The sequence below is a fragment of the Burkholderia multivorans ATCC BAA-247 genome (genome assembly GCF_000959525.1).
Classification (GTDB): domain Bacteria; phylum Pseudomonadota; class Gammaproteobacteria; order Burkholderiales; family Burkholderiaceae; genus Burkholderia; species Burkholderia multivorans.
On the sequence record NZ_CP009832.1, the window covers coordinates 1,273,964 to 1,293,765 of the forward strand.

Here is a 19,802-nt window from a genome sequence, read left to right on the forward strand (position 1 = left end):
CGCGTGAGCGGAAACCCGTAGCGCGGATGTGAAAAAGCCCGCCGGCGGGCGGGCTTTTCTGGGACGGACGATGCGCCGCTTAGCGGTGCGTCGTCTCGACCTGCTGCATCGGCGTCGTGTCGACCGGCGGCAGCGGCTTGCGCTCGCGCGGCGTGCGCACCGGGCGCGGCAGACGCGATGCGGCTTCCTGCGCCGCACGCAGCTTCTCCGCGTCGGTATTCACCCACACGAGGCCCGCCTGCTGCAGCACGGCTTCCAGGCTCGCCGAAGCGGGCGCGGCGGAAGGCTGGGCGACGGCGGGTGCCGAAGCGGCAGCCGGTGCAGGAGCCGGAGCCGCGACCGGTTCGACCGGTGCTGCTTCGACCGGCGCCGGTGCGACAGCCGGTGCGGCCGATACTGCCGGTGCCGCCACGGCCGGCGCTGCCTCGGCAACGACTGCCGTGTCGGCCGGCTGCACGTCGACGGCAACCGGCGCTTCCACGCCGGCCGGCACTTCGAACGCGTCGGTCGGCGAAACGGCGAGCGCAACGGGGCCCGCTTCGACGTCGGCGGCCGGTGCGACGACCGGGGCCGGTGCCGCAGCGGGTGCGGCGGCGACGACCGGTTCGGCGACGGCGACGGAGTCACTGTCGGCATGTGCCGGAGCCGACGGCGTATCGACCGCGACCGATTCGGCACGCTGTTCGACGACCGTCTCGGCGACGATCACACCGGCCGCAGCGGCTGCCGCGACGGTAGCCGGCGCGTTCGCGTGGGCCGGCTCGGCGGCCGCCGGCGCTTCGTGCGCCGCCGGCTGCGCGGCGGCTTCGCCGTCGAGGCCCGCTTCGGCCTGATCGACCACTGCGCCTTCCTCGTCACGCTCGCGACGACCGCCGCGACGGCCGCGGCGGCGGCGGCGGCGCTCTTCGCCGTCACGCGCGCCGGCTTCGGCATCCGCTGCGACGTCCGCGCCCGGCAGGGCGGCGGCGGCCGCCTTGTCGGCGTCCTGTTCCGGATGGCTTTCGCCGCGGTTCACGGTTTCCAGCGTCGCCGCATGCTGCGGTTTGCGGCGTTCGCCGCGCTCGCGACGCTCGCCGCGTTCCTGGCGCTCGCCGCGGGCGGACTCGACGGCCTCCGGCTGCTCGGCGCGCTCGCGCGGTTCACGGGCTTCACGCGGCTCGCGGTTCTCGCGCGGTTCGCGTGCTTCGCGCGGTGCGCGGCCTTCGCGACCCTCACGGCCTTCGCGAGCTTCGCGGTTCTCGCGACCTTCACGACCCTCGCGACCTTCACGCGGCTCGCGCGCTTCCTTGCCTTCGCGTTCCTGACGTTGCGGCTGGCCGCGGCCTGCGGCCGCCTGGTCGCGACCGCCTGGCGCCTGCTGCCCGTTGCCGCCGCGACGATTGCGGTTGCGATCGCCGCCGCGTTCGCCGCGCTGCTCGGTCTTCTCGGTGCGTTCGCGGGCCGGACGGGCCGCCTGTTCCTTCGCCGGTGCCGGTGCGACCGGCGCGGGCGCCGGAGCGGCCGACATGCCGAACAGGCCCTTCAGCCAGCCGATGAAGCCGCCGCTCGGCTGCGCGACCGGCGCGGGGGCCGGTGCCGCTGTCGGCTCGACCGGACGCTGCGGGGCCGCGCTCGGTGCCGGACGCTCGGGCGTGATGCCCTTGACCGCCGCTTCCTGCTTCGGCTTCACGTCGGCCGCGCGCTTGCTGTAGCCGGTTTCCGACTCCAGTTCGCGCGCCGCTTCCTCGGCCATCTTCCACGAGGCACGCGGATCGTCGAGGCGTGCGTCATCGTGACGCAGGCGTTCGAGCTTGTAGTGCGGCGTGTCGAGGTGCTTGTTCGGGATCAGCACGATGCCGACCTTGAAGCGCGACTCGATCTTGTTGATTTCCTGACGCTTTTCGTTGAGCAGGAAGGCGGTCACTTCGACCGGCACCTGGCAGTGGATCGCCGCGGTGTTTTCCTTCATCGCTTCTTCCTGAATGATCCGCAGCACTTGCAGCGCGGACGATTCGGTGTCGCGGATGTGGCCCGTGCCGTTGCAGCGCGGGCAGGTCACGTGGCTGCCTTCCGACAGCGCCGGACGCAGACGCTGGCGCGACAGCTCCATCAGGCCGAAGCGCGAGATCTTGCCCATCTGGACGCGCGCGCGGTCATGCTTGAGCGCGTCCTTCAGGCGCTGCTCGACTTCGCGCTGGCTCTTCGCCGACTCCATGTCGATGAAGTCGATCACGATCAGGCCGCCGAGGTCGCGCAGGCGCAGCTGGCGGGCGACTTCGTCGGCCGCTTCGAGGTTCGTGCGGGTCGCCGTTTCCTCGATGTCGGCGCCCTTGGTGGCGCGCGCCGAGTTCACGTCGATCGCGACGAGCGCTTCGGTGTGGTCGATCACGATCGCGCCGCCCGACGGCAGCGGCACCGTGCGCGAGTAGGCCGTTTCGATCTGGTGCTCGATCTGGAAGCGCGAGAACAGCGGCACGTCGTCGTGGTAGCGCTTCACCTTCGACACGTTGTCCGGCATCACGATGTCCATGAATGCGCGGGCCTGATCGTAGATCTCGGTCGTGTCGATCAGGATTTCGCCGATGTCGGGCTGGAAATAGTCCCGGATCGCGCGGATCACGAGGCTCGATTCCAGATAGATCAGCATCGGCTGGCCGGGATTGCCGCTTTGCGATGCGGCTTCGATCGCGCGCCAGAGCTGCAGCAGGTAGTTCAGGTCCCACTGCAGTTCCTCGGCGCTGCGGCCGATCCCCGCGGTGCGGGCGATCATGCTCATGCCGTCCGGAATCTGCAGCTGCGCCATCGTTTCGCGCAGTTCCTGACGCTCGTCGCCCTCGATCCGGCGCGACACGCCGCCGCCGCGCGGGTTGTTCGGCATCAGCACGAGGTAGCGGCCGGCGAGCGAGATGAACGTGGTGAGGGCGGCGCCCTTGTTGCCGCGCTCTTCCTTTTCGACCTGAACGATCAGTTCCTGGCCTTCGCGCAGCGCGTCCTGGATGCGCGCCGAGCGCATGTCGACGCCGTCCTTGAAGTACTGGCGGGCGACTTCCTTGAACGGCAGGAAGCCGTGACGGTCTTCGCCGTAGTTGACGAAGCACGCTTCGAGCGACGGCTCGATGCGCGTGACGACACCCTTGTAGATATTGCCTTTGCGCTGTTCGCGCCCGGCTGTCTCGATGTCGATGTCGATGAGCTTTTGCCCATCGACGATGGCGACGCGCAGCTCCTCCTGCTGCGTCGCATTGAACAGCATGCGTTTCATGAACGACTCCAGGCGGCTCTGCAGGCGGCGCCTCGCGGTTGTCAGGCGCGAGGGCGGACACGACGGCAGGCCGCACCTTGTTGTGTTGTCACAAGCACGCTGGAGCGGGAACGATGGCGGGGAGAATTGCCTGAAGAGGCGCTTGGACCCGAACGACGGGCCGGCGGCCATAGGGCACCTGCGAACACGGCTTCAAAGCACGGCGTCCACACACCGCACGCTGCGAAAGCGCGCTAAGCCTGAGACCGGCATTGCCACGGGCGCGCGCAATGCGTCGCGCGCGCCGACGGGCGGCAGATGCTGCGGCTTGGGCCGCAGCGGGGAGTATCGAATCCAGCCCGACTTTCCCGCTTGGGGTGTACTTCCTTGGTTTGACGTCGCCAAGCCCCGCACGCTTCGCGGGGCCAAATCGGGCGCAACGCCGTAATTTTCGCAACCGGCAGCCCGTGCGGACACATGTCGCGCCGCCGCGCTGCCAATCAAATTCTTTTCAACCAACTTTCCGTTACCGCGGCGCCTTGCCGACCGAATCCGCCTGTGGGCGCGATCCTTGCCGACGGTCGGCGCCGTGCGTGCAACTTGCTGCTTCTCTTTGATAAGGGGCGAGCAGCGGACCCCCGGCGCAAGTAAAATGACGGTTTGCGCTTGCGCCTTGCCCGGTTGGGCCGGGTCGGCCGATCAGGCCGCCCGCAACGTCAGGCTGGGCAAAATTATATTCAGTATGAATGAGTTAGGCAAAATATCCCAGAATTCGGTCGCAAGCGGTCAGGTCTCCATGATCCAGATCGACGAAAGTGCAGCCGGTCAGCGGATCGACAATTTCCTGTTGCGCGTCTGCAAGGGCGTGCCGAAAAGCCATATTTACCGGATCCTGCGCAGCGGCGAAGTGCGCGTGAACAAGGGGCGCGTCGATGCGCAGTACCGGCTCGCGTTCGGCGACGTCGTGCGCGTGCCGCCCGTGCGCGTGGCCGCGGCCGACCTGGCGCGCGCCGACGCGCCCATCGTGCCGCCCGCGCAGTTCGACGTGCTGTTCGAAGACGACGCGATGCTCGTGATCGACAAGCCGGCCGGCGTCGCCGTGCACGGCGGCAGCGGTGTCGCGTTCGGCGTGATCGAGCAGCTCCGGCAGGCGCGCCCGCGCGCGAAATTCCTCGAACTCGTGCACCGGCTCGACCGCGAGACGTCCGGCGTGCTGATGCTCGCGAAAAAGCGTACCGCACTCGTCGCGCTGCACGAGCAGATCCGCGAAAACCGCATCGACAAGCGCTATTTCGCCTGCGTGCACGGCGAATGGCAGGCCGACTGGGGCCGTCGCCGCGCGGTCAAGGCGCCGCTGTTCAAGTACACGACCGCGGACGGCGAGCGCCGCGTGCGCGTGCAGGACGACGGCCTCGCGTCGCACACCGTATTCAATCTCGTCGAGCGCTGGCCCGACTATGCGCTCGTCGAAGCGGAACTCAAAACGGGTCGGACCCATCAGATTCGCGTGCACCTCGCGCATCTCGGTCTGCCGATCGTCGGCGACGCGAAGTATGGCGATTTCGCACTGAACAAGGCGCTGGCGCGCGCGAATGCGCAACCGTCGCTGAAACGGATGTTCCTGCACGCGCATCGGCTGCGGCTCGCGCATCCGCTGAGCGGCGACGCGCTGCAGTTCGACGCGCCGCTGCCGGCCGAATGCCGGCACTTTCTCGATCAACTGAGCGCACTGCGCGATACCGCCTGAACCGCATGCCCCGACAGCAATTTGATCTGATCGTCTTCGACTGGGACGGCACGCTGATGGATTCGACCGCGCACATCGCGCACAGCATCCAGGCCGCATGCCGCGATCTCGGTCTGCCGAAACCGTCCGACGAATCCGCGCGCTACGTGATCGGGCTCGGGCTGCGCGACGCGCTGCGCATCACGGCGCCGACGCTCGATCCGTCCGATTATCCGCGGCTCGCCGAGCGCTACCGCTATCACTATCTGCTCGACGATCAGCGCATCGAGCTGTTCGCCGGCGTGCGGGAACTGCTCGCGGAACTGCGCGACCTCGGCTACCTGCTCGCGGTCGCGACCGGCAAGGGCCGCGTCGGGCTGAATCGCGTGCTCGACCAGTCGAAGCTGACGAGCCTGTTCGACGCGACGCGCTGCGCGGACGAAACGTTCTCGAAGCCGCATCCGGCCATGCTGCACGAGCTGTCCCGCGAACTGGGGCAGGATCTGGCGCGCACCGTGATGATCGGCGACACGACCCACGACCTGCAGATGGCCGCGAGCGCCGGGGCGGCCGGCGTCGGCGTCGCGTACGGCGCGCATACCGCCGACGCGCTGGCCGCGCTCGCGCCGCGCTTCGTCGCGCCCGACGTCAACGCGCTGGCCGAATGGCTCAGGGAGCACGCATGAGCGCGGCGCCCGCTACGGACGCGGTGCGCGTCTGCGCGTCGGACGCGCTGGTCGACGGCGGCGCCGGCGTGCGCGTCGACGCGACGCTGCGCGGCGAGCAGGCGGTCGTGTTCTTCGTGCGCTACGACGGCCGCGCCTACGGCTATCTGAACCGCTGCGCGCACGTGCCGATGGAGCTCGACTGGGCCGAGGGCCAGTTCTTCGAATCGTCGGGGCTCTATCTGATGTGCGCGACGCACGGCGCGATTTACGCGCCCGACACGGGGCAGTGCGTCGGCGGCCCGTGCCGCGGCGGGCGGCTGCGGCCGGTCGAAGTCGACGAGCGCGACACGCCCGACGGGCGTGCGGTATTCTGGCTTCCCGACGCGGACCTGCGTCCCGCCACGCAAGACTGACGACAATCCTGCATGACCGATCAACCGAATTTCCCCGAATCCTCGTCCCGCCCCGACAATCGCGAGCTGAACTGGGAGCGCGCCGCGCTCGAGCGGATCGCGCTCGCGGCCGTCAAAGAGCAGCGCGCGGCACGGCGCTGGAAGATCTTCTTCCGCTTCGCGTTTCTCGCGGTGTTCCTGCTGTTCGCATTCGCGCTGATCGACTTCTCGAGCGACGCGAAATTCGCGTCGGGCGGGCGGCACACGGCGCTCGTGACGATCGACGGCGAAATCGCGGCCGGCACCAATGCGAACGCCGAGGACATCAACACCGCGCTCGACGCCGCATTCGAGGACGACGGCACGGCCGGCGTCGTGCTGCGGATCAACAGCCCGGGCGGCAGCCCCGTGCAGGCCGGGATGGTTTACGACGAGATCCGGCGCCTGCGCGGCAAGTATCCGGACAAGCCGCTGTACGTGGTCGTGACCGACATGTGCGCGTCGGGCGGCTATTACATCGCGTCCGCGGCCGACAAGATCTTCGTCGACAAGGCGAGCATCGTCGGGTCGATCGGCGTGCTGATGGACGGCTTCGGCTTCACCGGGCTGATGGGCAAGCTCGGCGTCGAGCGCCGGCTGCATACGTCGGGCGAAAACAAGGGCTTTTACGATCCGTTCTCGCCGGAAACGCCGAAGATGGACGCGCATGCGCAGGAACTGCTCGATCAGGTCCACGCGCAGTTCATCAAGGCGGTGAAGGACGGCCGCGGCAAGCGGCTGCACGAAACGCCCGACATGTTCTCCGGGCTGTTCTGGACCGGCGAGAAGAGCGTCGAGCTCGGTCTCGCCGACGGCTACGGCACGACCGACTCCGTCGCACGCGAGGTCATCAAGGCACCGGATCTCGTCGACTATACGGTCAAGGAAAGCCTGACGAACCGCGTCGCACGCAAGTTCGGCGCGGCCGTCGGCGGCGCCGCGATGAAGGCGTTGACGGCCGCCGGCGCGTCGGTTCAGTTGCGCTGACGGGCGGGGCGGCGTCGCGCGGCGGCGGCCGGCGGATTCGGCGATCGGGCCCCGGCGCCGCATGCCGCGGCGCCGGGTGCCGCCTCAGTGCGCGAGCAGCAGGAAAATCGCAGGGCGCTTGTGCAGATTCGGCGCAGGCGCCTTTTTCCAGTCGGCCGCCGTGCGCGTCGCGATCGTCTCGGTCGCGAGCGTCAGATCGGCCGCGACGCAGATCTGCGTCGACGGCGCGCACGTCGCGACGAGCGTGTCGAGCATCGCCTGGTTCCGGTAGGGTGTCTCGATAAAGATCTGCGTCTGGCGCGCCTTGCGCGAGACCTGCTCGAGTTCGCGCAGTCGCTTGGCACGCGCGGCCGCGTCGACCGGCAGATAGCCGTTGAACGCGAAACTCTGGCCGTTCAGCCCCGACGCCATCAGTGCGAGCAGAATCGAGCTCGGCCCGACGAGCGGCACGACCTTCACGCCGCGTTCGTGCGCGCGTCGCACGAGCAACGCGCCCGGGTCGGCGACGGCCGGACAGCCGGCTTCCGAGACGAGCCCCGCGTCCGTGCCGGCCAGTACCGGCGCGAGCAGCCGGTCGACCTCGCCGGCCGGCGTATTGACGTTCAGTTCGCGGATCTCGATGTCCTGGATCGGCCGCGACGTGCCGATCTTCTTCAGGAACGCGCGCGTCGTCTTCGCGTTTTCGCCGATGTAGTAGCCGAGCGTGCCGGCGCGCGCCTGCACGGCGGCAGGCAGCACGGCGGCGAGCATCGACGCGTCGCCTTCGCCGAGCGTATTGGGGACGAGATATAGCGTGCCGGCCGTCATGCGCGTGCTCCTTGCGCTGCGAACAGCGGATAGCCGACGGCGCGCAGCATCCGCGTCAGCGCGATCAGCGGCAGGCCGACGAGCGCGGTCGGATCGTCCGAATCGATCGCATCGAGCAGCGCGATGCCGAGCCCTTCGGATTTCGCGCTGCCGGCCACGTCGTACGGCGTTTCGGCGCGCAGATAGGCGTCGAGCTCGGCTTCGGGCAGCGAGCGGAAGCGCACGCGCGTCACGACGTCCTCGGTCTGCACTTCGCCGGTGCGGCTGTCGTAGAGGCTCAGCGCGCTGTGGAATTCGACTTCGCGTCCCTGCATCGACACGAGCTGCGCGAGCGCGCGTTCATGCGTGCCGGGCTTGCCGATCTGCAGCCCGTCGAAGGTGGCGACCTGGTCCGACCCGATCACGAGCACGCCGTCGGGCGCGTCGATCGTCGCGGCCACCGCGCGCGCTTTCGCGGCCGCAAGGCGCAGCGCGGTCGCAGCGGGCGTTTCGCCGGCGAGCGGCGTTTCGTCGAGGTCGGGCGACACGACGTCGAACGGTACGGCGAGGCGCTCGAGCAGCGCGCGGCGGTAGCGGGAACTGGAGGCGAGAATCAGCCGCGGCGGGCGGCAAACGGTATCCGGCATGGTCGATGGAATCGGTGAGTCGTCGGGGCTTGCGCGACGTTGCGCGGACGCAAGCTTAAGTGATTGACTGAAAAAGGTAAAACAGGTATGCTTTCCCGCTTTTCATCGGCAGGCTCCCGTTCAGGTGCCGGCCGGGTCTTCGGAAGTACGCGGCGCCAAGCCGGATCGACTTGCAGGGAGCGCACATGAACACTTCTTCTGGCAAACCTGCGGCAGCGCTCGATCCGCACGCGGTCGACCTGTTCGAATTCGCCCGCAGCGGGCGGCAGGCAGCAGGCGCGGTGCGCCTCTCGCAACTGCCGCGCATGTTGAACGAGGTGCCGGTGGACGCGCCCGATCGCGACACGGTATTCACGTGGCAGGCCGAGGGGTTCACGCAGAAGGAACTGCAGGACGACGGCACCGACGGGCAGCAGCCGTATCTGCGCCTCGCGCTGCACGGCCACGCATGGCTCACGTGCCAGCGCTGCATGACCCCGTACGATCAGGCGTTCGACGTCGACATGGTGTACCGGATCGTCGCGACCGAAGAAGAAGCCGAGGAATTTCCGCTCGACGACGATGAAGCCGATGTGATCGTGGGCTCGCGCCAGTTCGATCTCGTCGACTTGATCGAGGAGGAGTTGCTGCTTTCGCTGCCGCTCGTGCCCAAGCACGAGGTTTGCCCGGCGGTTCACGAAAGCCTCGTGTCGGGTGCGAGCGGTCCTTCGGAAGAGGCGGACGAGGAGTCCGACGACGCCGGGGACGAAGGCAAACGGCCGAATCCGTTCGCAGCGCTCGAAGCGCTGAAGAAGGGCGGGGACGGCAGCAAGAAACACTGAGCAGTGTGGCGCGGGAAGGCGTAAGGGCCGTGGGCCAGGGTAGTTAAGCGCCGGATCGGGCTGTGTTAGAATCCGGAAAATTTTTAGGAGTTAGTCATGGCAGTCCAGCAAAACAAGAAGTCGCCGTCGAAGCGCGGCATGCATCGTTCGCACGATTTCCTGACGGCAGCGCCGCTGGCAGTCGAGCCGAGCACGGGTGAAGTGCATCTGCGTCACCACATCAGCCCGAACGGCTACTATCGCGGCAAGAAAGTCGTCAAGACGAAGAACGACTAAGCGTCTCCTCGTGCGTTGCGCGCTACGATGGCCGTTCGCGTGACAACTGGTTCGCTTGACACTTTCCTGGCTCAACAAAAAGGTGGCATTCAACTGCCGCTTTTTTGTGCCTGAAATTCGTCGCATTCCATGACCGTAAAGCTCACAATCGACTGCATGGGAGGCGACCACGGCCCGTCCGTGACCGTTCCCGCGGCAGTCAAGTTCGTTCGTGCGCATCCCGATGCGCATCTGATGCTCGTCGGCATCGAAAGCGCGATCCGCGCGCAGCTCAAGAAGCTGAAAGCCCTCGACGATCCCGCGCTGTCCATCGTGCCCGCCACCGAAGTCGTGGCGATGGACGATCCTGTCGAAGTCGCGCTGCGCAAGAAGAAGGATTCTTCGATGCGCGTCGCGCTGAATCACGTGAAGGACGGCGAGGCGCAGGCGTGCATCTCGGCCGGCAACACCGGCGCGCTGATGGCCGTGTCGCGTTACGTGCTGAAGACGCTGCCCGGTATCGAGCGGCCCGCGATCGCGTTCTCGCTGCCGAATCCGACCGGCTACACGATGATGCTCGACCTCGGTGCGAACGTCGACTGCGAACCGCAGCATCTGCTGCAGTTCGCGGAGATGGGCCACGCGCTCGTCGCGGCGCTCGAAGGCAAGGACCGACCGACGATCGGCCTGCTGAACATCGGCGAAGAAGTGATCAAGGGCAACGAGACGATCAAGCGCGCCGGCGAACTGCTGCGCGCGAGCACGCTCAATTTCCGCGGCAACGTCGAAGGCAACGACATCTACAAGGGCACCGTGGACGTGATCGTCTGCGACGGCTTCGTCGGCAACGTCGCGCTGAAGACGTCGGAAGGGCTCGCGCAGATGCTCTCCGACATCATCCGCGAGGAGTTCGGCCGTTCGCTGCTGTCGAAGCTGATGGCGCTGCTCGCGCTGCCCGTGCTGATGCGCTTCAAGAAGCGCGTCGACCATCGACAGTACAACGGCGCGGCGCTGCTGGGGCTGAAGAGCCTCGTGATCAAGAGCCACGGTTCGGCCGACGCGTACGCGTTTGAGTGGGCGATCAAACGCGGGTATGATGCCGTCAAAAACGGCGTGCTGGAGCGCCTCACGCGCGCGATGGCGGACAATTCGGTGTCGCTCGGCGACGGCGAACACGACGCAGGCGGTGCGGGCCCCGCGAGCCCGGCCGCAGGCCATCACGCCGAACCTTCCGCTGCGCAATCCTCTAAAGCATAAATGGCCCAATCGACTCTCTATTCCCGCGTGCTCGGCACGGGCAGCTATCTGCCGCCCGACCGTGTCACGAACCAGCAGCTCGCCGATCGTCTTGCGAAGGAAGGTATCGAGACGAGCGATGAATGGATCGTGGCACGCACGGGCATCCACGCGCGCCATTTCGCCGCGCCGGACGTGACGACGAGCGATCTCGCGCTCGAGGCGTCGCGCCGCGCGATCGAGGCGGCCGATATCGATCCGCAGTCGATCGACCTGATCATCGTCGCGACTTCGACCCCCGATTTCGTGTTTCCGAGCACCGCGTGCCTGCTGCAGAACAAGCTCGGCATCAAGAACGGCGGGGCGGCGTTCGACGTTCAGGCCGTGTGCTCGGGGTTCGCGTATGCGATGGCGACGGCCGACAGCTTCATCCGCAGCGGCCAGCACCGCACGGCGCTCGTCGTCGGCGCGGAGACGTTCTCGCGCATTCTCGATTTCAAGGACCGCACCACCTGTGTGCTGTTCGGCGACGGCGCGGGCGCGGTGATCCTGTCCGCCTCCGAAGAGCCGGGCGTGCTCGGCAGCGCGCTGCACGCGGACGGCAGCTATTCGCACATCCTGTGCACGCCGGGCAACGTGAACCGCGGCGTGATCGACGGCAGCGCGTTCCTGCACATGGACGGACAAGCCGTGTTCAAGCTCGCGGTCAACGTGCTCGAGAAGGTCGCGATCGAAGCGCTCGCGAAGGCAAATCTCGCGCCCGAGCAGGTCGACTGGCTGATTCCGCATCAGGCCAACATCCGGATCATGACGAGCACGTGCCGCAAGCTCGGGCTGCCGCAGGAACGCATGGTCGTGACGGTCGGCGAGCACGGCAACACGTCCGCCGCGTCGATTCCGCTCGCCTTCGATGCCGCGGTGCGCGACGGCCGCATCCAGCGCGGTCAGCACGTGCTGATCGAAGGCGTCGGCGGCGGCTTCACGTGGGGCGCGTCGGTCTTCCGCTACTGATCCGTCGCGCGCGCATGGCGCGCGCTCCCTTCGGCGCGCCGTTCGTGCGCGCCGCTCGAACCGATTCAATTGGGGACGATATGAAATTTGCATTCGTTTTTCCGGGGCAGGGCTCGCAGTCCGTCGGCATGCTGAACGCATTCGCCGATCTCGCCGTCGTGCGCGAGACGCTGCAGGAAGCGTCCGATGCGCTGAACCAGGATCTCGGCAAGCTAATCGCCGAAGGCCCTGCCGAAGAACTGAATCTGACGACGAATACGCAGCCGGTGATGCTGACGGCCGCCTATGCGTGCTATCGCGCGTGGCAGCAGGCGGGCGGTCCGGCGCCGTCGATCGTCGCGGGGCACAGCCTCGGCGAATACACTGCGCTCGTCGCCGCCGGTGCGATCGCGTTCAAGGACGCGGTGCCGCTCGTGCGCTTCCGTGCGCAGGCGATGCAGACCGCGGTGCCGGTCGGTCAGGGCGGGATGGCCGCGATCCTCGGCCTCGATGACGATACCGTGCGCGCCGTGTGCGCGGAAGCGTCGAGCGAAGGCGTGGTCGAAGCCGTGAACTTCAATGCACCGGCGCAGGTCGTGATCGCGGGCGCGAAGGCGGCCGTCGAAAAGGCATGCGAAGTCGCGAAGGCGAAGGGCGCGAAGCGCGCGCTGCCGCTGCCGGTGTCCGCGCCGTTCCACTCGTCGCTGCTCAAGCCCGCGTCGGATCAGCTGCGCGACTATCTGGCGAACGTCGAGGTGAAGGCGCCGCAGATTCCGGTGGTGAACAACATCGACGTCGCGGTCGTCAGCGATCCGGCCGCGATCAAGGACGCGCTCGTGCGCCAGGCGGCGGGGCCCGTGCGCTGGGTCGAATGCGTGAAGCACATCGCGGGCACGGGCGTCACGCACGTGATCGAATGCGGGCCGGGCAAGGTGCTCGCGGGCCTGACGAAGCGCATCGACGGCAACCTGACGGGCGCATCGGTGTTCGATCCGGCGTCGCTCGACGAAGCGCTCAAGCTGGTGACCGCGTAACGCGGCGCCGTTCCTCAAGAGATGGATATTCGATTCATGGAAAAGACTCTCGATAAACAGGTCGCGATCGTGACCGGCGCATCGCGCGGCATCGGCCGTGCGATTGCGCTCGAACTCGCGCGCCTCGGCGCGACGGTGATCGGCACGGCGACGAGCGAGTCGGGCGCCGCCGCGATCACGGCTGCCTTCGCGGAGGCCGGCGTGACGGGCCGCGGCGCGGTGCTGAACGTCAACGACGCCGCCGCCGCCGAAGCGCTGATCGACGCGACCGTGAAGGAGTTCGGCGCGCTGAACGTGCTCGTCAACAATGCCGGCATCACGCAGGATCAACTCGCGATGCGCATGAAGGACGAGGACTGGGACGCGGTGATCGATACGAACCTGAAGTCGGTGTTCCGCCTGTCGCGTGCGGTGCTGCGTCCGATGATGAAGGCGCGCGGCGGCCGCATCATCAACATCACGTCGGTGGTCGGTTCGGCCGGCAATCCGGGCCAGGCGAACTACGCGGCCGCGAAGGCCGGCGTGGCGGGCATGACGCGTGCGCTCGCGCGTGAGATCGGCAGCCGCGGCATCACCGTGAACTGCGTCGCGCCTGGCTTCATCGATACCGACATGACGAAGACGCTGCCGGAAGAGCAGCAGGCCGCACTGAAAACGCAGATTCCGCTCGGCCGCCTCGGCAGCCCGGAAGACATTGCACACGCCGTCGCGTTCCTCGCATCGCCGCAGGCCGGTTACATCACCGGCACGACGCTGCACGTGAACGGCGGCATGTACATGTCTTGAGCATTTTCGTTTACCATCCGCGCCGTATCCCGTTTTTCAGGCGGATCGGCGCTTGATCGACCATCAAGCCAACGCGCGTTTTGCCTTGGGCAAACCTGATAAAATGCGCGCACTTGTAAATCTGAACTTTCCCTCGGAGGGGTAATGGACAACATCGAACAACGTGTCAAGAAGATCGTCGCCGAACAGCTGGGCGTCGCCGAAGCCGAGATCAAGAACGAAGCTTCGTTCGTGAACGACCTGGGCGCCGACTCGCTCGACACCGTCGAACTGGTGATGGCTCTGGAAGACGAGTTCGGCATGGAAATCCCGGACGAAGAGGCGGAGAAGATCACGACGGTTCAGCAAGCGATCGACTACGCTCGCGCGAACGTCAAGGCGTAAGCGCAGCCGCGCTCGTCTGTCACGTCGCCGCGATTTTCGCGTTTGACGCGCCATCCTGCCGGCATCCTCGCCGGACGGACTAACAGCCACAGGGCTCGCAGGGCTGGTTCCTGTGGCCACTGTGGCTTTTGTTTTTGTCATCCAATGGAAAAGAGGTTACCGTGAGCCGCCGTCGTGTTGTCGTTACAGGCCTGGGGCTGATTTCGCCTGTTGGCAATAATGTTGCCGACGGCTGGGCCAATCTCGTCGCCGGCAAGTCCGGTATCGCCACCGTCACGAAGTTCGATGCGTCGAACCTGGCCGTGCATTTCGCGGGCGAGGTGAAGGGTTTCAACGCCGAGGAATACATCCCGGCGAAGGAAGCCCGCAACATGGATACGTTCATCCATTACGGCATCGCGGCCGGCATCCAGGCGCTGAAGGACAGCGGGCTGGAAGTGACCGAAGCGAATGCCGAACGCATCGGCGTGCTGGTCGGCTCGGGCATCGGCGGTCTGCCGATGATCGAAGACACGCACCAGACCTACGTCGATCGCGGCGCACGCCGTATTTCGCCGTTTTTCGTGCCGGGTTCGATCATCAACATGATCTCGGCCCACCTGAGCATCATGTTCGGCCTGAAAGGCCCGAACCTCGCCGCCGTCACGGCCTGCACGACCGGCCTGCACAGCATCGGCCTCGCGGCGCGCCTGATCCAGGCCGGCGACGCGGACGTGATGGTTGCCGGCGGCGCCGAATCGACGGTGTCGCCGCTCGGCATCGGCGGCTTTGCGGCCGCGCGCGCGCTGTCGACCCGCAACGACGATCCGGCCACCGCGTCGCGTCCGTGGGACAAGGAGCGTGACGGCTTCGTGCTCGGCGAAGGGGCCGGCGTGATGGTGCTCGAGGAGTACGAGTCGGCGAAGGCGCGCGGCGCGAAGATCTACGCGGAAGTCGCGGGCTTCGGCATGACGGGCGACGCGTACCACATGACCGCGCCGAACATGGACGGCCCGCGCCGCTGCATGGTCGCGGCGCTGCGCGACGCCGGCGTGAACGCGGACGAGGTTCAGTACCTGAACGCGCACGGCACGTCGACGCCGCTCGGCGACAAGAACGAATCCGACGCGGTGAAGGCGGCTTTCGGCGATCACGCCTACAAGATCGTCGTGAACTCGACGAAGTCGATGACGGGCCACCTGCTGGGCGGCGCGGGCGGCCTCGAATCGGTGTTCACGGTGCTCGCGCTGCACAACAACGTCTCGCCGCCGACCATCAACATCTTCAACCAGGACCCGGAGTGCGATCTCGACTACTGCGCGAACACCGCGCGTGAGATGAAGATCGACGTGGCCGTGAAGAACAACTTCGGCTTCGGCGGCACCAACGGCACGCTGGTGTTCAAGCGCGTCTGACGCCTACATCGCTTGACGAGTCCATTCGATGCACCGGCCGGGCGTCCGCAGCGTTTCTCGCTGCGGGCCTCGGCCGTGTCGTATGTCGTGCTGGCCGCGTTCGTCGCGGCGGCCGCGGCATCCGCGTACCTTTTCTGCGCGCCGCGGGCCGGCATCGTCACGGGCGCATGCGTTGCGGCCGCCACGGCGGCGCTGCTCGCGATCGGCGCGGTGCGCGCATGCGCGCGGCGCTTGCCGCACGAGCTGCAGATCGATGCATTCGGGGAAGTTGCGGCGTTTGGCCGCGGCGGCCGGCTGCTCGCGCGCGGTCGCGTGACCGGGCATGCGCACTGGAGCAGCCTGCTGCTCGTGCTGTCGGTCGGGCAGGGCGCCCGGCGGGCGCGGCCGCTACTGATTCCGGCCGATGCGCTCGACGGCGCGTCGTTCAGCGCACTGGCGGTGCTCGCGCGCAGCGCGGGCCGGGCGGCGCGCGCATGACGGCACGGGCTGTTACGACGCGTAACCAGCGGCACGCGCAGCGGCCGGCGCGGGAACGCTACAATAGCGCTCCGCGTTGCATCCCTAGTTAACGGATTTGTCAGGTGAGTGAAAAAGAAATCGATCAGGTTCTGGTCGAGCGCGTTCAGAAAGGCGACAAGGCAGCGTTCGAACTCCTGGTCTCCAAATACCACCGCAAGATCATTCGGCTGATCTCGCGCCTCGTGCGGGACCCCGCCGAGGTCGAGGATGTGGCGCAGGACGCGTTCATCAAGGCGTATCGGGCGTTGCCGCAGTTTCGCGGCGAGTCCGCGTTCTACACGTGGTTGTACCGGATTGCCGTCAATACGGCCAAGAACTACCTTGCGACGCAGGGCCGCCGGGCGCCGACGTCGACCGAGGCCGATGCCGAGGAGGCGGAAACTTTCTCCGACGCAGACCAACTAAGGGATATCAACACGCCTGAGTCGATGTTGATGAGCAAGCAGATTGCCGAAACGGTCAACACGGCGATGGCCGCGCTGCCGGAGGAGTTGCGCCAGGCGATCACGCTGCGCGAGATCGAAGGTCTCAGCTACGAGGAAATCGCGGAAATGATGGGCTGTCCGATCGGCACGGTCCGGTCGCGGATTTTCCGGGCGCGCGAGGCAATCGCTGCGAAATTGCGTCCGCTGCTCGATACGCCGGAAGGCAAGCGCTGGTAAGCGCCGCCGACGGGCGCAACGACGCGGGTCGGGGTCTAGTTACGGATAGAGTCGTGAAGTCACGACGGGGTGTGCAAGATGGGGAGCATCATGGGGTCGGTCAATACGCAGTCGCAAGCGTGCTCGCACGGCGAGCGCCTTTCCGCTCTGGTCGACGGCGAAATGTTCGACGGCCCGGATCACGGGCAGTTTCTGGCTGAGCTCGACCGCGCGGATCGCGCTGCGTGGGCCCACTACCACCTGATCGGCGATGCGCTGCGCTCGGACGAGCTGGCGCTGTCGCCCGCGCTGAGCGCCGCGTTCACCGCGCGCATGTCGGCCGCGCTCGAAGCCGAGCCGCACCTGCTCGCGCCGGCGGCCGCGCCCGTCACCCGCAAGCTGCTGTCGCTGCGCCGTCGCGTGGTGCCCGCGTTCGCCGTCGCTGCCGCGGCGGCCACGCTGACGTGGATCGTCGTTCCGCAGATGCAGACGGCCGGCACGCCGGGCGCCGTCCAGGTCGCGTCGGTCGGTGCACCGGCGAACGGCGGCCTGCAGCGCGTGACGGTTGCGCAGGCATCGGCACAGCCGGGGCTGCAGGACGTCAACATCATTCGCGACGCGAGTCTCGATCAATACCTTGAAGCGCACCAGCAATTCGCGCAGCAGCCCGTCGTCACGGGCTCGATGCCGCTGATCCGCGCTGCCGTGTCCACCACGCCAGGCCAATAAACTCGATGCGGACATTGCGGTTGAATCACGCCATCTCCGGATGGAAGCGGCTGCCGGCCCTCCTGCTTTGCGCAGCCGCGCTGTTGTCCGTTCAATCCCTTCCTGCCAGCGCCCAGCAACCGGACGATCCCGTCGCGACCCGCAAGGCCGCCGCGGAATGGCTCGACCGCATCCAGCAGGCGGCGCAGCAGCAGACCTACGAAGGCACGTTCGTCTATCAGCGCGGCGGCTACGTCCAGTCGTCGCGCATCGCGCACATCGCGTCGCGCGACGGCGAGTTCGAACGGATCGAAACGCTCGACGGCAAGCCGCGCAAGCTGCTGCGCCATAACGACGAACTCTATACCTTCGTGCCCGAGCGCAAGCTCTGCGTGGTCGAGCGCCGGCAGACGCGCGATTCGTTCCCCGCGCTGCTCGGCGCGAGCGGCGAGCACGTGATGTCCGTCTACGACGCGAAGCTGCTCGGCAAGGATCGCGTCGCCGGCATCGACGCGCAGGTCGTCGAACTCGTCCCGAAGGACGCCTATCGTTTTACCTACAAGCTGTGGGTCGATGCGCGCACGGGCCTGCTGCTGCGCTCGCAGACGCTCGACGCGAACGATCGCGTACTCGAGCAGATCGCGTTCTCGCAGCTGCAGACGGGCGCGGCCGGCGGCGACAAGGCTGCGATCGCGGCCGGCATGCGCAACCTCGGCGGCTGGACGGTCGTCCGTCCGCCGGTGGCGACGGTCGACATGGAGGCGCAGGGCTGGCAGATCGCACCGGGCGTCGCGGGCTTCCAGAAGATCCGCGAGGTGCGCCGGCCGATGGCCGCGCGCGATGCGGGCGATCCGCCGATCGCAGTCGATCAGGCCGTGTTCACCGACGGGCTCGCGACGATCTCCGTCTTCATCGAACCGGCCGAAAAGAATTCGCGCAAGGAAGGCGCGGGCAGCACCGGCGCGACGCACGTGCTCGTCAAGCGCCGCGGCGACTACTGGATCACCGTGCTCGGCGAAGTGCCGCCGGCAACGTTGCAGCAGTTCGCGTCTGCCATAGAATACAAGGCTTCCAAGTAACGCTACGGCTTCCGACATGATGAAAATCACGCTGCGCAAATGGCTTGCGGCGGCGGCGCTGTCCGCCTGCCTGCCGCTCGTGCCGCACACCGCGGCCGCCGCGCCGGTCCCCGCTGCCAGCCTGCCCGATTTCGCCGATCTGGTCGAAAAGGTCGGGCCGGCCGTCGTGAACATCCGCACCACCGCGAACGTGCCGTCCGGCCCGCGCGGCGGGCTGCCGCCCGGTTTCGACAACGGCGACATGTCGGAATTCTTCCGGCGCTTCTTCGGCATTCCGCTGCCGCAGGCGCCCGGCAATCCCAAAAACGCACCGGCGCCCGACAACCCGCCCGACACCGAGCAGAACCGCGGCGTCGGCTCGGGCTTCATCGTCTCGGCCGACGGCTACGTGATGACGAACGCGCACGTCGTCGACGACGCGGACACGATCTACGTGACGCTCACCGACAAGCGCGAATTCAAGGCGAAGCTGATCGGCGTCGACGACCGCACGGACGTCGCGGTCGTGAAGATCCAGGCGTCGAATCTGCCGGTCGTCGCGATCGGCGATTCCAACAAGGTGCGCGTCGGCGAGTGGGTCGTCGCGATCGGCTCGCCGTTCGGCCTCGACAACACGGTCACGGCCGGTATCGTCAGCTCGAAGAGCCGCAACACCGGCGATTACCTGCCGTTCATCCAGACCGACGTCGCCGTGAACCCCGGCAACTCGGGCGGCCCGCTGATCAACATGCAGGGCGAGGTGATCGGCATCAATTCGCAGATCTACAGCCGCACCGGCGGCTTCATGGGCATTTCGTTCGCGATCCCGATCGACGAGGCGATGCGCGTCGCCGATCAGCTGAAAGCGACCGGCAAGGTCACGCGCGGCCGGATCGCGGTCGCGATCGGCGAGGTGACGAAGGACGTGGCCGACTCGATCGGACTGCCGAAGGCGGAGGGCGCGCTCGTCAGCAGCGTCGAGCCGGGCGGCCCGGCCGACAAGGCGGGCGTCCAGCCGGGCGACATCATCCTGAAGTTCAACGGCCGCGCGGTCGATACGGCATCCGACCTGCCGCGCATGGTCGGCGACACGAAGCCGGGCACGAAGGCGACCGTCACCGTATGGCGCAAGGGTCAGGCGCGCGACCTGCCGATCACGATCGCGGAGACGCCGTCCGATACGACCGCGAAGGCCGATCCGCGCAAGAACGCGCCGCAGAAGCCGCGCCAGAGCAATGCGCTCGGCCTGACGGTCAGCGACCTGTCGGCCGATCAGCTGAAGGCGTTGAAGCTGAAGAACGGCGTGCAGGTGGACGGCGTCGACGGTCCGGCCGCGCGCGCCGGCCTGCAGCGCGGCGACATCGTGCTGCGCGTCGGCGACACCGACATCATTAGCGCGAAGCAGTTCGCCGAAGTGACGTCGCAGCTCGACGCGCAGAAGGCCGTCGCGGTGCTCGTGCGACGCGGCGACAACACGCAGTTCGTGCCGGTGCGGCCGCGCCAGAAGTAAC

General features: G+C 67.4%; 20 protein-coding genes. 17 read left to right on the forward strand and 3 right to left on the reverse strand.

The annotated features are described in order from the left end of the window. Positions 1-79 precede the first annotated feature (79 nt). Positions 80-3,241, reverse strand: a complete 3,162-nt coding sequence (locus NP80_RS18410; protein WP_006408131.1) for an Rne/Rng family ribonuclease — start codon at positions 3,239-3,241, stop codon at positions 80-82. Positions 3,242-3,962: 721 nt separating this feature from the next. Here NP80_RS18410 and NP80_RS18415 point away from each other — a divergent pair. The 4 genes from NP80_RS18415 to NP80_RS18430 are packed head-to-tail and all read left to right on the forward strand — an operon-like array spanning position 3,963 to position 7,032. Then, positions 3,963-4,967, forward strand: coding sequence for an RluA family pseudouridine synthase (locus NP80_RS18415; protein ID WP_012467543.1), 1,005 nt, complete (start codon positions 3,963-3,965; stop codon positions 4,965-4,967). Between the two features lie 5 nt (positions 4,968-4,972). Next, entirely contained in the window at positions 4,973-5,632 is a 660-nt protein-coding gene (locus tag NP80_RS18420; protein ID WP_006401281.1) for an HAD-IA family hydrolase, read from the forward strand. After that, a complete protein-coding gene (locus tag NP80_RS18425; RefSeq protein WP_006408132.1) occupies positions 5,629-6,027 on the forward strand; it encodes a Rieske (2Fe-2S) protein in 399 nt (132 codons plus the stop codon). Before NP80_RS18420 ends, NP80_RS18425 begins: the two co-directional genes overlap by 4 nt. A 12-nt stretch (positions 6,028-6,039) precedes the next feature. Then, positions 6,040-7,032: a S49 family peptidase gene (locus NP80_RS18430; protein WP_006408133.1), complete on the forward strand. Its 993-nt coding sequence runs from the start codon at positions 6,040-6,042 to the stop codon at positions 7,030-7,032. Between the two features lie 84 nt (positions 7,033-7,116). Here NP80_RS18430 and NP80_RS18435 read toward each other — a convergent pair whose 3' ends face one another. Together NP80_RS18435 and NP80_RS18440 are read right to left on the reverse strand one after the other, a co-directional pair. Further along, positions 7,117-7,839 (reverse strand): SAM-dependent methyltransferase, encoded by a 723-nt coding sequence (locus NP80_RS18435; protein WP_006408134.1) that lies wholly within the window; start codon positions 7,837-7,839, stop codon positions 7,117-7,119. Further along, on the reverse strand, positions 7,836-8,465 hold the full coding sequence (locus tag NP80_RS18440; RefSeq protein WP_006401277.1) for a Maf-like protein: 630 nt from the start codon (positions 8,463-8,465) through the stop codon (positions 7,836-7,838). The genes NP80_RS18435 and NP80_RS18440 overlap by 4 nt, the downstream gene beginning before the upstream one ends. A 185-nt stretch (positions 8,466-8,650) precedes the next feature. Between NP80_RS18440 and NP80_RS18445 the strand changes: the two genes are divergently transcribed. The 13 genes from NP80_RS18445 to NP80_RS18505 all read left to right on the forward strand — a co-directional run bounded on the left by NP80_RS18445 (position 8,651) and on the right by NP80_RS18505 (position 19,801). Next, the gene (locus tag NP80_RS18445; RefSeq protein ID WP_006408135.1) at positions 8,651-9,286 is read left to right on the forward strand and encodes a DUF177 domain-containing protein; all 636 of its coding nucleotides are present in this window, start codon (positions 8,651-8,653) and stop codon (positions 9,284-9,286) included. 96 nt (positions 9,287-9,382) lie between these two features. Next, complete coding sequence (rpmF, locus tag NP80_RS18450; RefSeq protein ID WP_006401275.1) at positions 9,383-9,562, forward strand: 50S ribosomal protein L32; 180 nt, start codon at positions 9,383-9,385, stop codon at positions 9,560-9,562. A gap of 129 nt (positions 9,563-9,691) precedes the next feature. Beyond that, positions 9,692-10,798 (forward strand): phosphate acyltransferase PlsX, encoded by a 1,107-nt coding sequence (plsX, locus tag NP80_RS18455; RefSeq protein WP_006408136.1) that lies wholly within the window; start codon positions 9,692-9,694, stop codon positions 10,796-10,798. Continuing rightward, entirely contained in the window at positions 10,799-11,788 is a 990-nt protein-coding gene (locus tag NP80_RS18460; protein ID WP_006401273.1) for a beta-ketoacyl-ACP synthase III, read from the forward strand. An 80-nt stretch (positions 11,789-11,868) separates the two neighbouring features. Next, complete coding sequence (gene fabD / locus NP80_RS18465) at positions 11,869-12,801, forward strand: ACP S-malonyltransferase (protein WP_035489317.1); 933 nt, start codon at positions 11,869-11,871, stop codon at positions 12,799-12,801. A 36-nt stretch (positions 12,802-12,837) separates the two neighbouring features. Continuing rightward, complete coding sequence (gene fabG / locus NP80_RS18470; protein ID WP_006401271.1) at positions 12,838-13,587, forward strand: 3-oxoacyl-ACP reductase FabG; 750 nt, start codon at positions 12,838-12,840, stop codon at positions 13,585-13,587. Between the two features lie 144 nt (positions 13,588-13,731). Further along, on the forward strand, positions 13,732-13,971 hold the full coding sequence (gene acpP / locus NP80_RS18475; RefSeq protein ID WP_004197638.1) for an acyl carrier protein: 240 nt from the start codon (positions 13,732-13,734) through the stop codon (positions 13,969-13,971). Between the two features lie 161 nt (positions 13,972-14,132). After that, on the forward strand, positions 14,133-15,365 hold the full coding sequence (fabF, locus tag NP80_RS18480) for a beta-ketoacyl-ACP synthase II (RefSeq protein ID WP_006410745.1): 1,233 nt from the start codon (positions 14,133-14,135) through the stop codon (positions 15,363-15,365). A gap of 12 nt (positions 15,366-15,377) precedes the next feature. Beyond that, the gene (locus NP80_RS18485) at positions 15,378-15,842 is read left to right on the forward strand and encodes a hypothetical protein (protein ID WP_006401269.1); all 465 of its coding nucleotides are present in this window, start codon (positions 15,378-15,380) and stop codon (positions 15,840-15,842) included. Positions 15,843-15,946: 104 nt separating this feature from the next. Further along, complete coding sequence (gene rpoE / locus NP80_RS18490; RefSeq protein ID WP_006401268.1) at positions 15,947-16,546, forward strand: RNA polymerase sigma factor RpoE; 600 nt, start codon at positions 15,947-15,949, stop codon at positions 16,544-16,546. A 90-nt stretch (positions 16,547-16,636) separates the two neighbouring features. Beyond that, positions 16,637-17,254 (forward strand): sigma-E factor negative regulatory protein, encoded by a 618-nt coding sequence (locus NP80_RS18495; RefSeq protein WP_006408138.1) that lies wholly within the window; start codon positions 16,637-16,639, stop codon positions 17,252-17,254. A 5-nt stretch (positions 17,255-17,259) separates the two neighbouring features. Next, positions 17,260-18,312 carry a MucB/RseB C-terminal domain-containing protein gene (locus NP80_RS18500; RefSeq protein WP_035489319.1) on the forward strand — a complete coding sequence of 351 codons (1,053 nt, stop codon included), beginning with the start codon at positions 17,260-17,262 and terminating at the stop codon, positions 18,310-18,312. Positions 18,313-18,328: 16 nt separating this feature from the next. Beyond that, a complete protein-coding gene (locus tag NP80_RS18505) occupies positions 18,329-19,801 on the forward strand; it encodes a DegQ family serine endoprotease (protein ID WP_006408139.1) in 1,473 nt (490 codons plus the stop codon). Position 19,802 lies beyond the last annotated feature (1 nt).

Coding starts and splice junctions, on each gene's coding strand:
- NP80_RS18410 (WP_006408131.1), bottom strand. CDS start 3,241: ATGAAACGCATGCTGTTCAATGCGACGCAGCAGGAGGAGCTGCGCGTC.
- NP80_RS18415 (WP_012467543.1), top strand. CDS start 3,963: ATGAATGAGTTAGGCAAAATATCCCAGAATTCGGTCGCAAGCGGTCAG.
- NP80_RS18420 (WP_006401281.1), top strand. CDS start 4,973: ATGCCCCGACAGCAATTTGATCTGATCGTCTTCGACTGGGACGGCACG.
- NP80_RS18425 (WP_006408132.1), top strand. CDS start 5,629: ATGAGCGCGGCGCCCGCTACGGACGCGGTGCGCGTCTGCGCGTCGGAC.
- NP80_RS18430 (WP_006408133.1), top strand. CDS start 6,040: ATGACCGATCAACCGAATTTCCCCGAATCCTCGTCCCGCCCCGACAAT.
- NP80_RS18435 (WP_006408134.1), bottom strand. CDS start 7,839: ATGACGGCCGGCACGCTATATCTCGTCCCCAATACGCTCGGCGAAGGC.
- NP80_RS18440 (WP_006401277.1), bottom strand. CDS start 8,465: ATGCCGGATACCGTTTGCCGCCCGCCGCGGCTGATTCTCGCCTCCAGT.
- NP80_RS18445 (WP_006408135.1), top strand. CDS start 8,651: ATGAACACTTCTTCTGGCAAACCTGCGGCAGCGCTCGATCCGCACGCG.
- rpmF (WP_006401275.1), top strand. CDS start 9,383: ATGGCAGTCCAGCAAAACAAGAAGTCGCCGTCGAAGCGCGGCATGCAT.
- plsX (WP_006408136.1), top strand. CDS start 9,692: ATGACCGTAAAGCTCACAATCGACTGCATGGGAGGCGACCACGGCCCG.
- NP80_RS18460 (WP_006401273.1), top strand. CDS start 10,799: ATGGCCCAATCGACTCTCTATTCCCGCGTGCTCGGCACGGGCAGCTAT.
- fabD (WP_035489317.1), top strand. CDS start 11,869: ATGAAATTTGCATTCGTTTTTCCGGGGCAGGGCTCGCAGTCCGTCGGC.
- fabG (WP_006401271.1), top strand. CDS start 12,838: ATGGAAAAGACTCTCGATAAACAGGTCGCGATCGTGACCGGCGCATCG.
- acpP (WP_004197638.1), top strand. CDS start 13,732: ATGGACAACATCGAACAACGTGTCAAGAAGATCGTCGCCGAACAGCTG.
- NP80_RS18495 (WP_006408138.1), top strand. CDS start 16,637: ATGGGGTCGGTCAATACGCAGTCGCAAGCGTGCTCGCACGGCGAGCGC.
- NP80_RS18500 (WP_035489319.1), top strand. CDS start 17,260: ATGCGGACATTGCGGTTGAATCACGCCATCTCCGGATGGAAGCGGCTG.
- NP80_RS18505 (WP_006408139.1), top strand. CDS start 18,329: ATGATGAAAATCACGCTGCGCAAATGGCTTGCGGCGGCGGCGCTGTCC.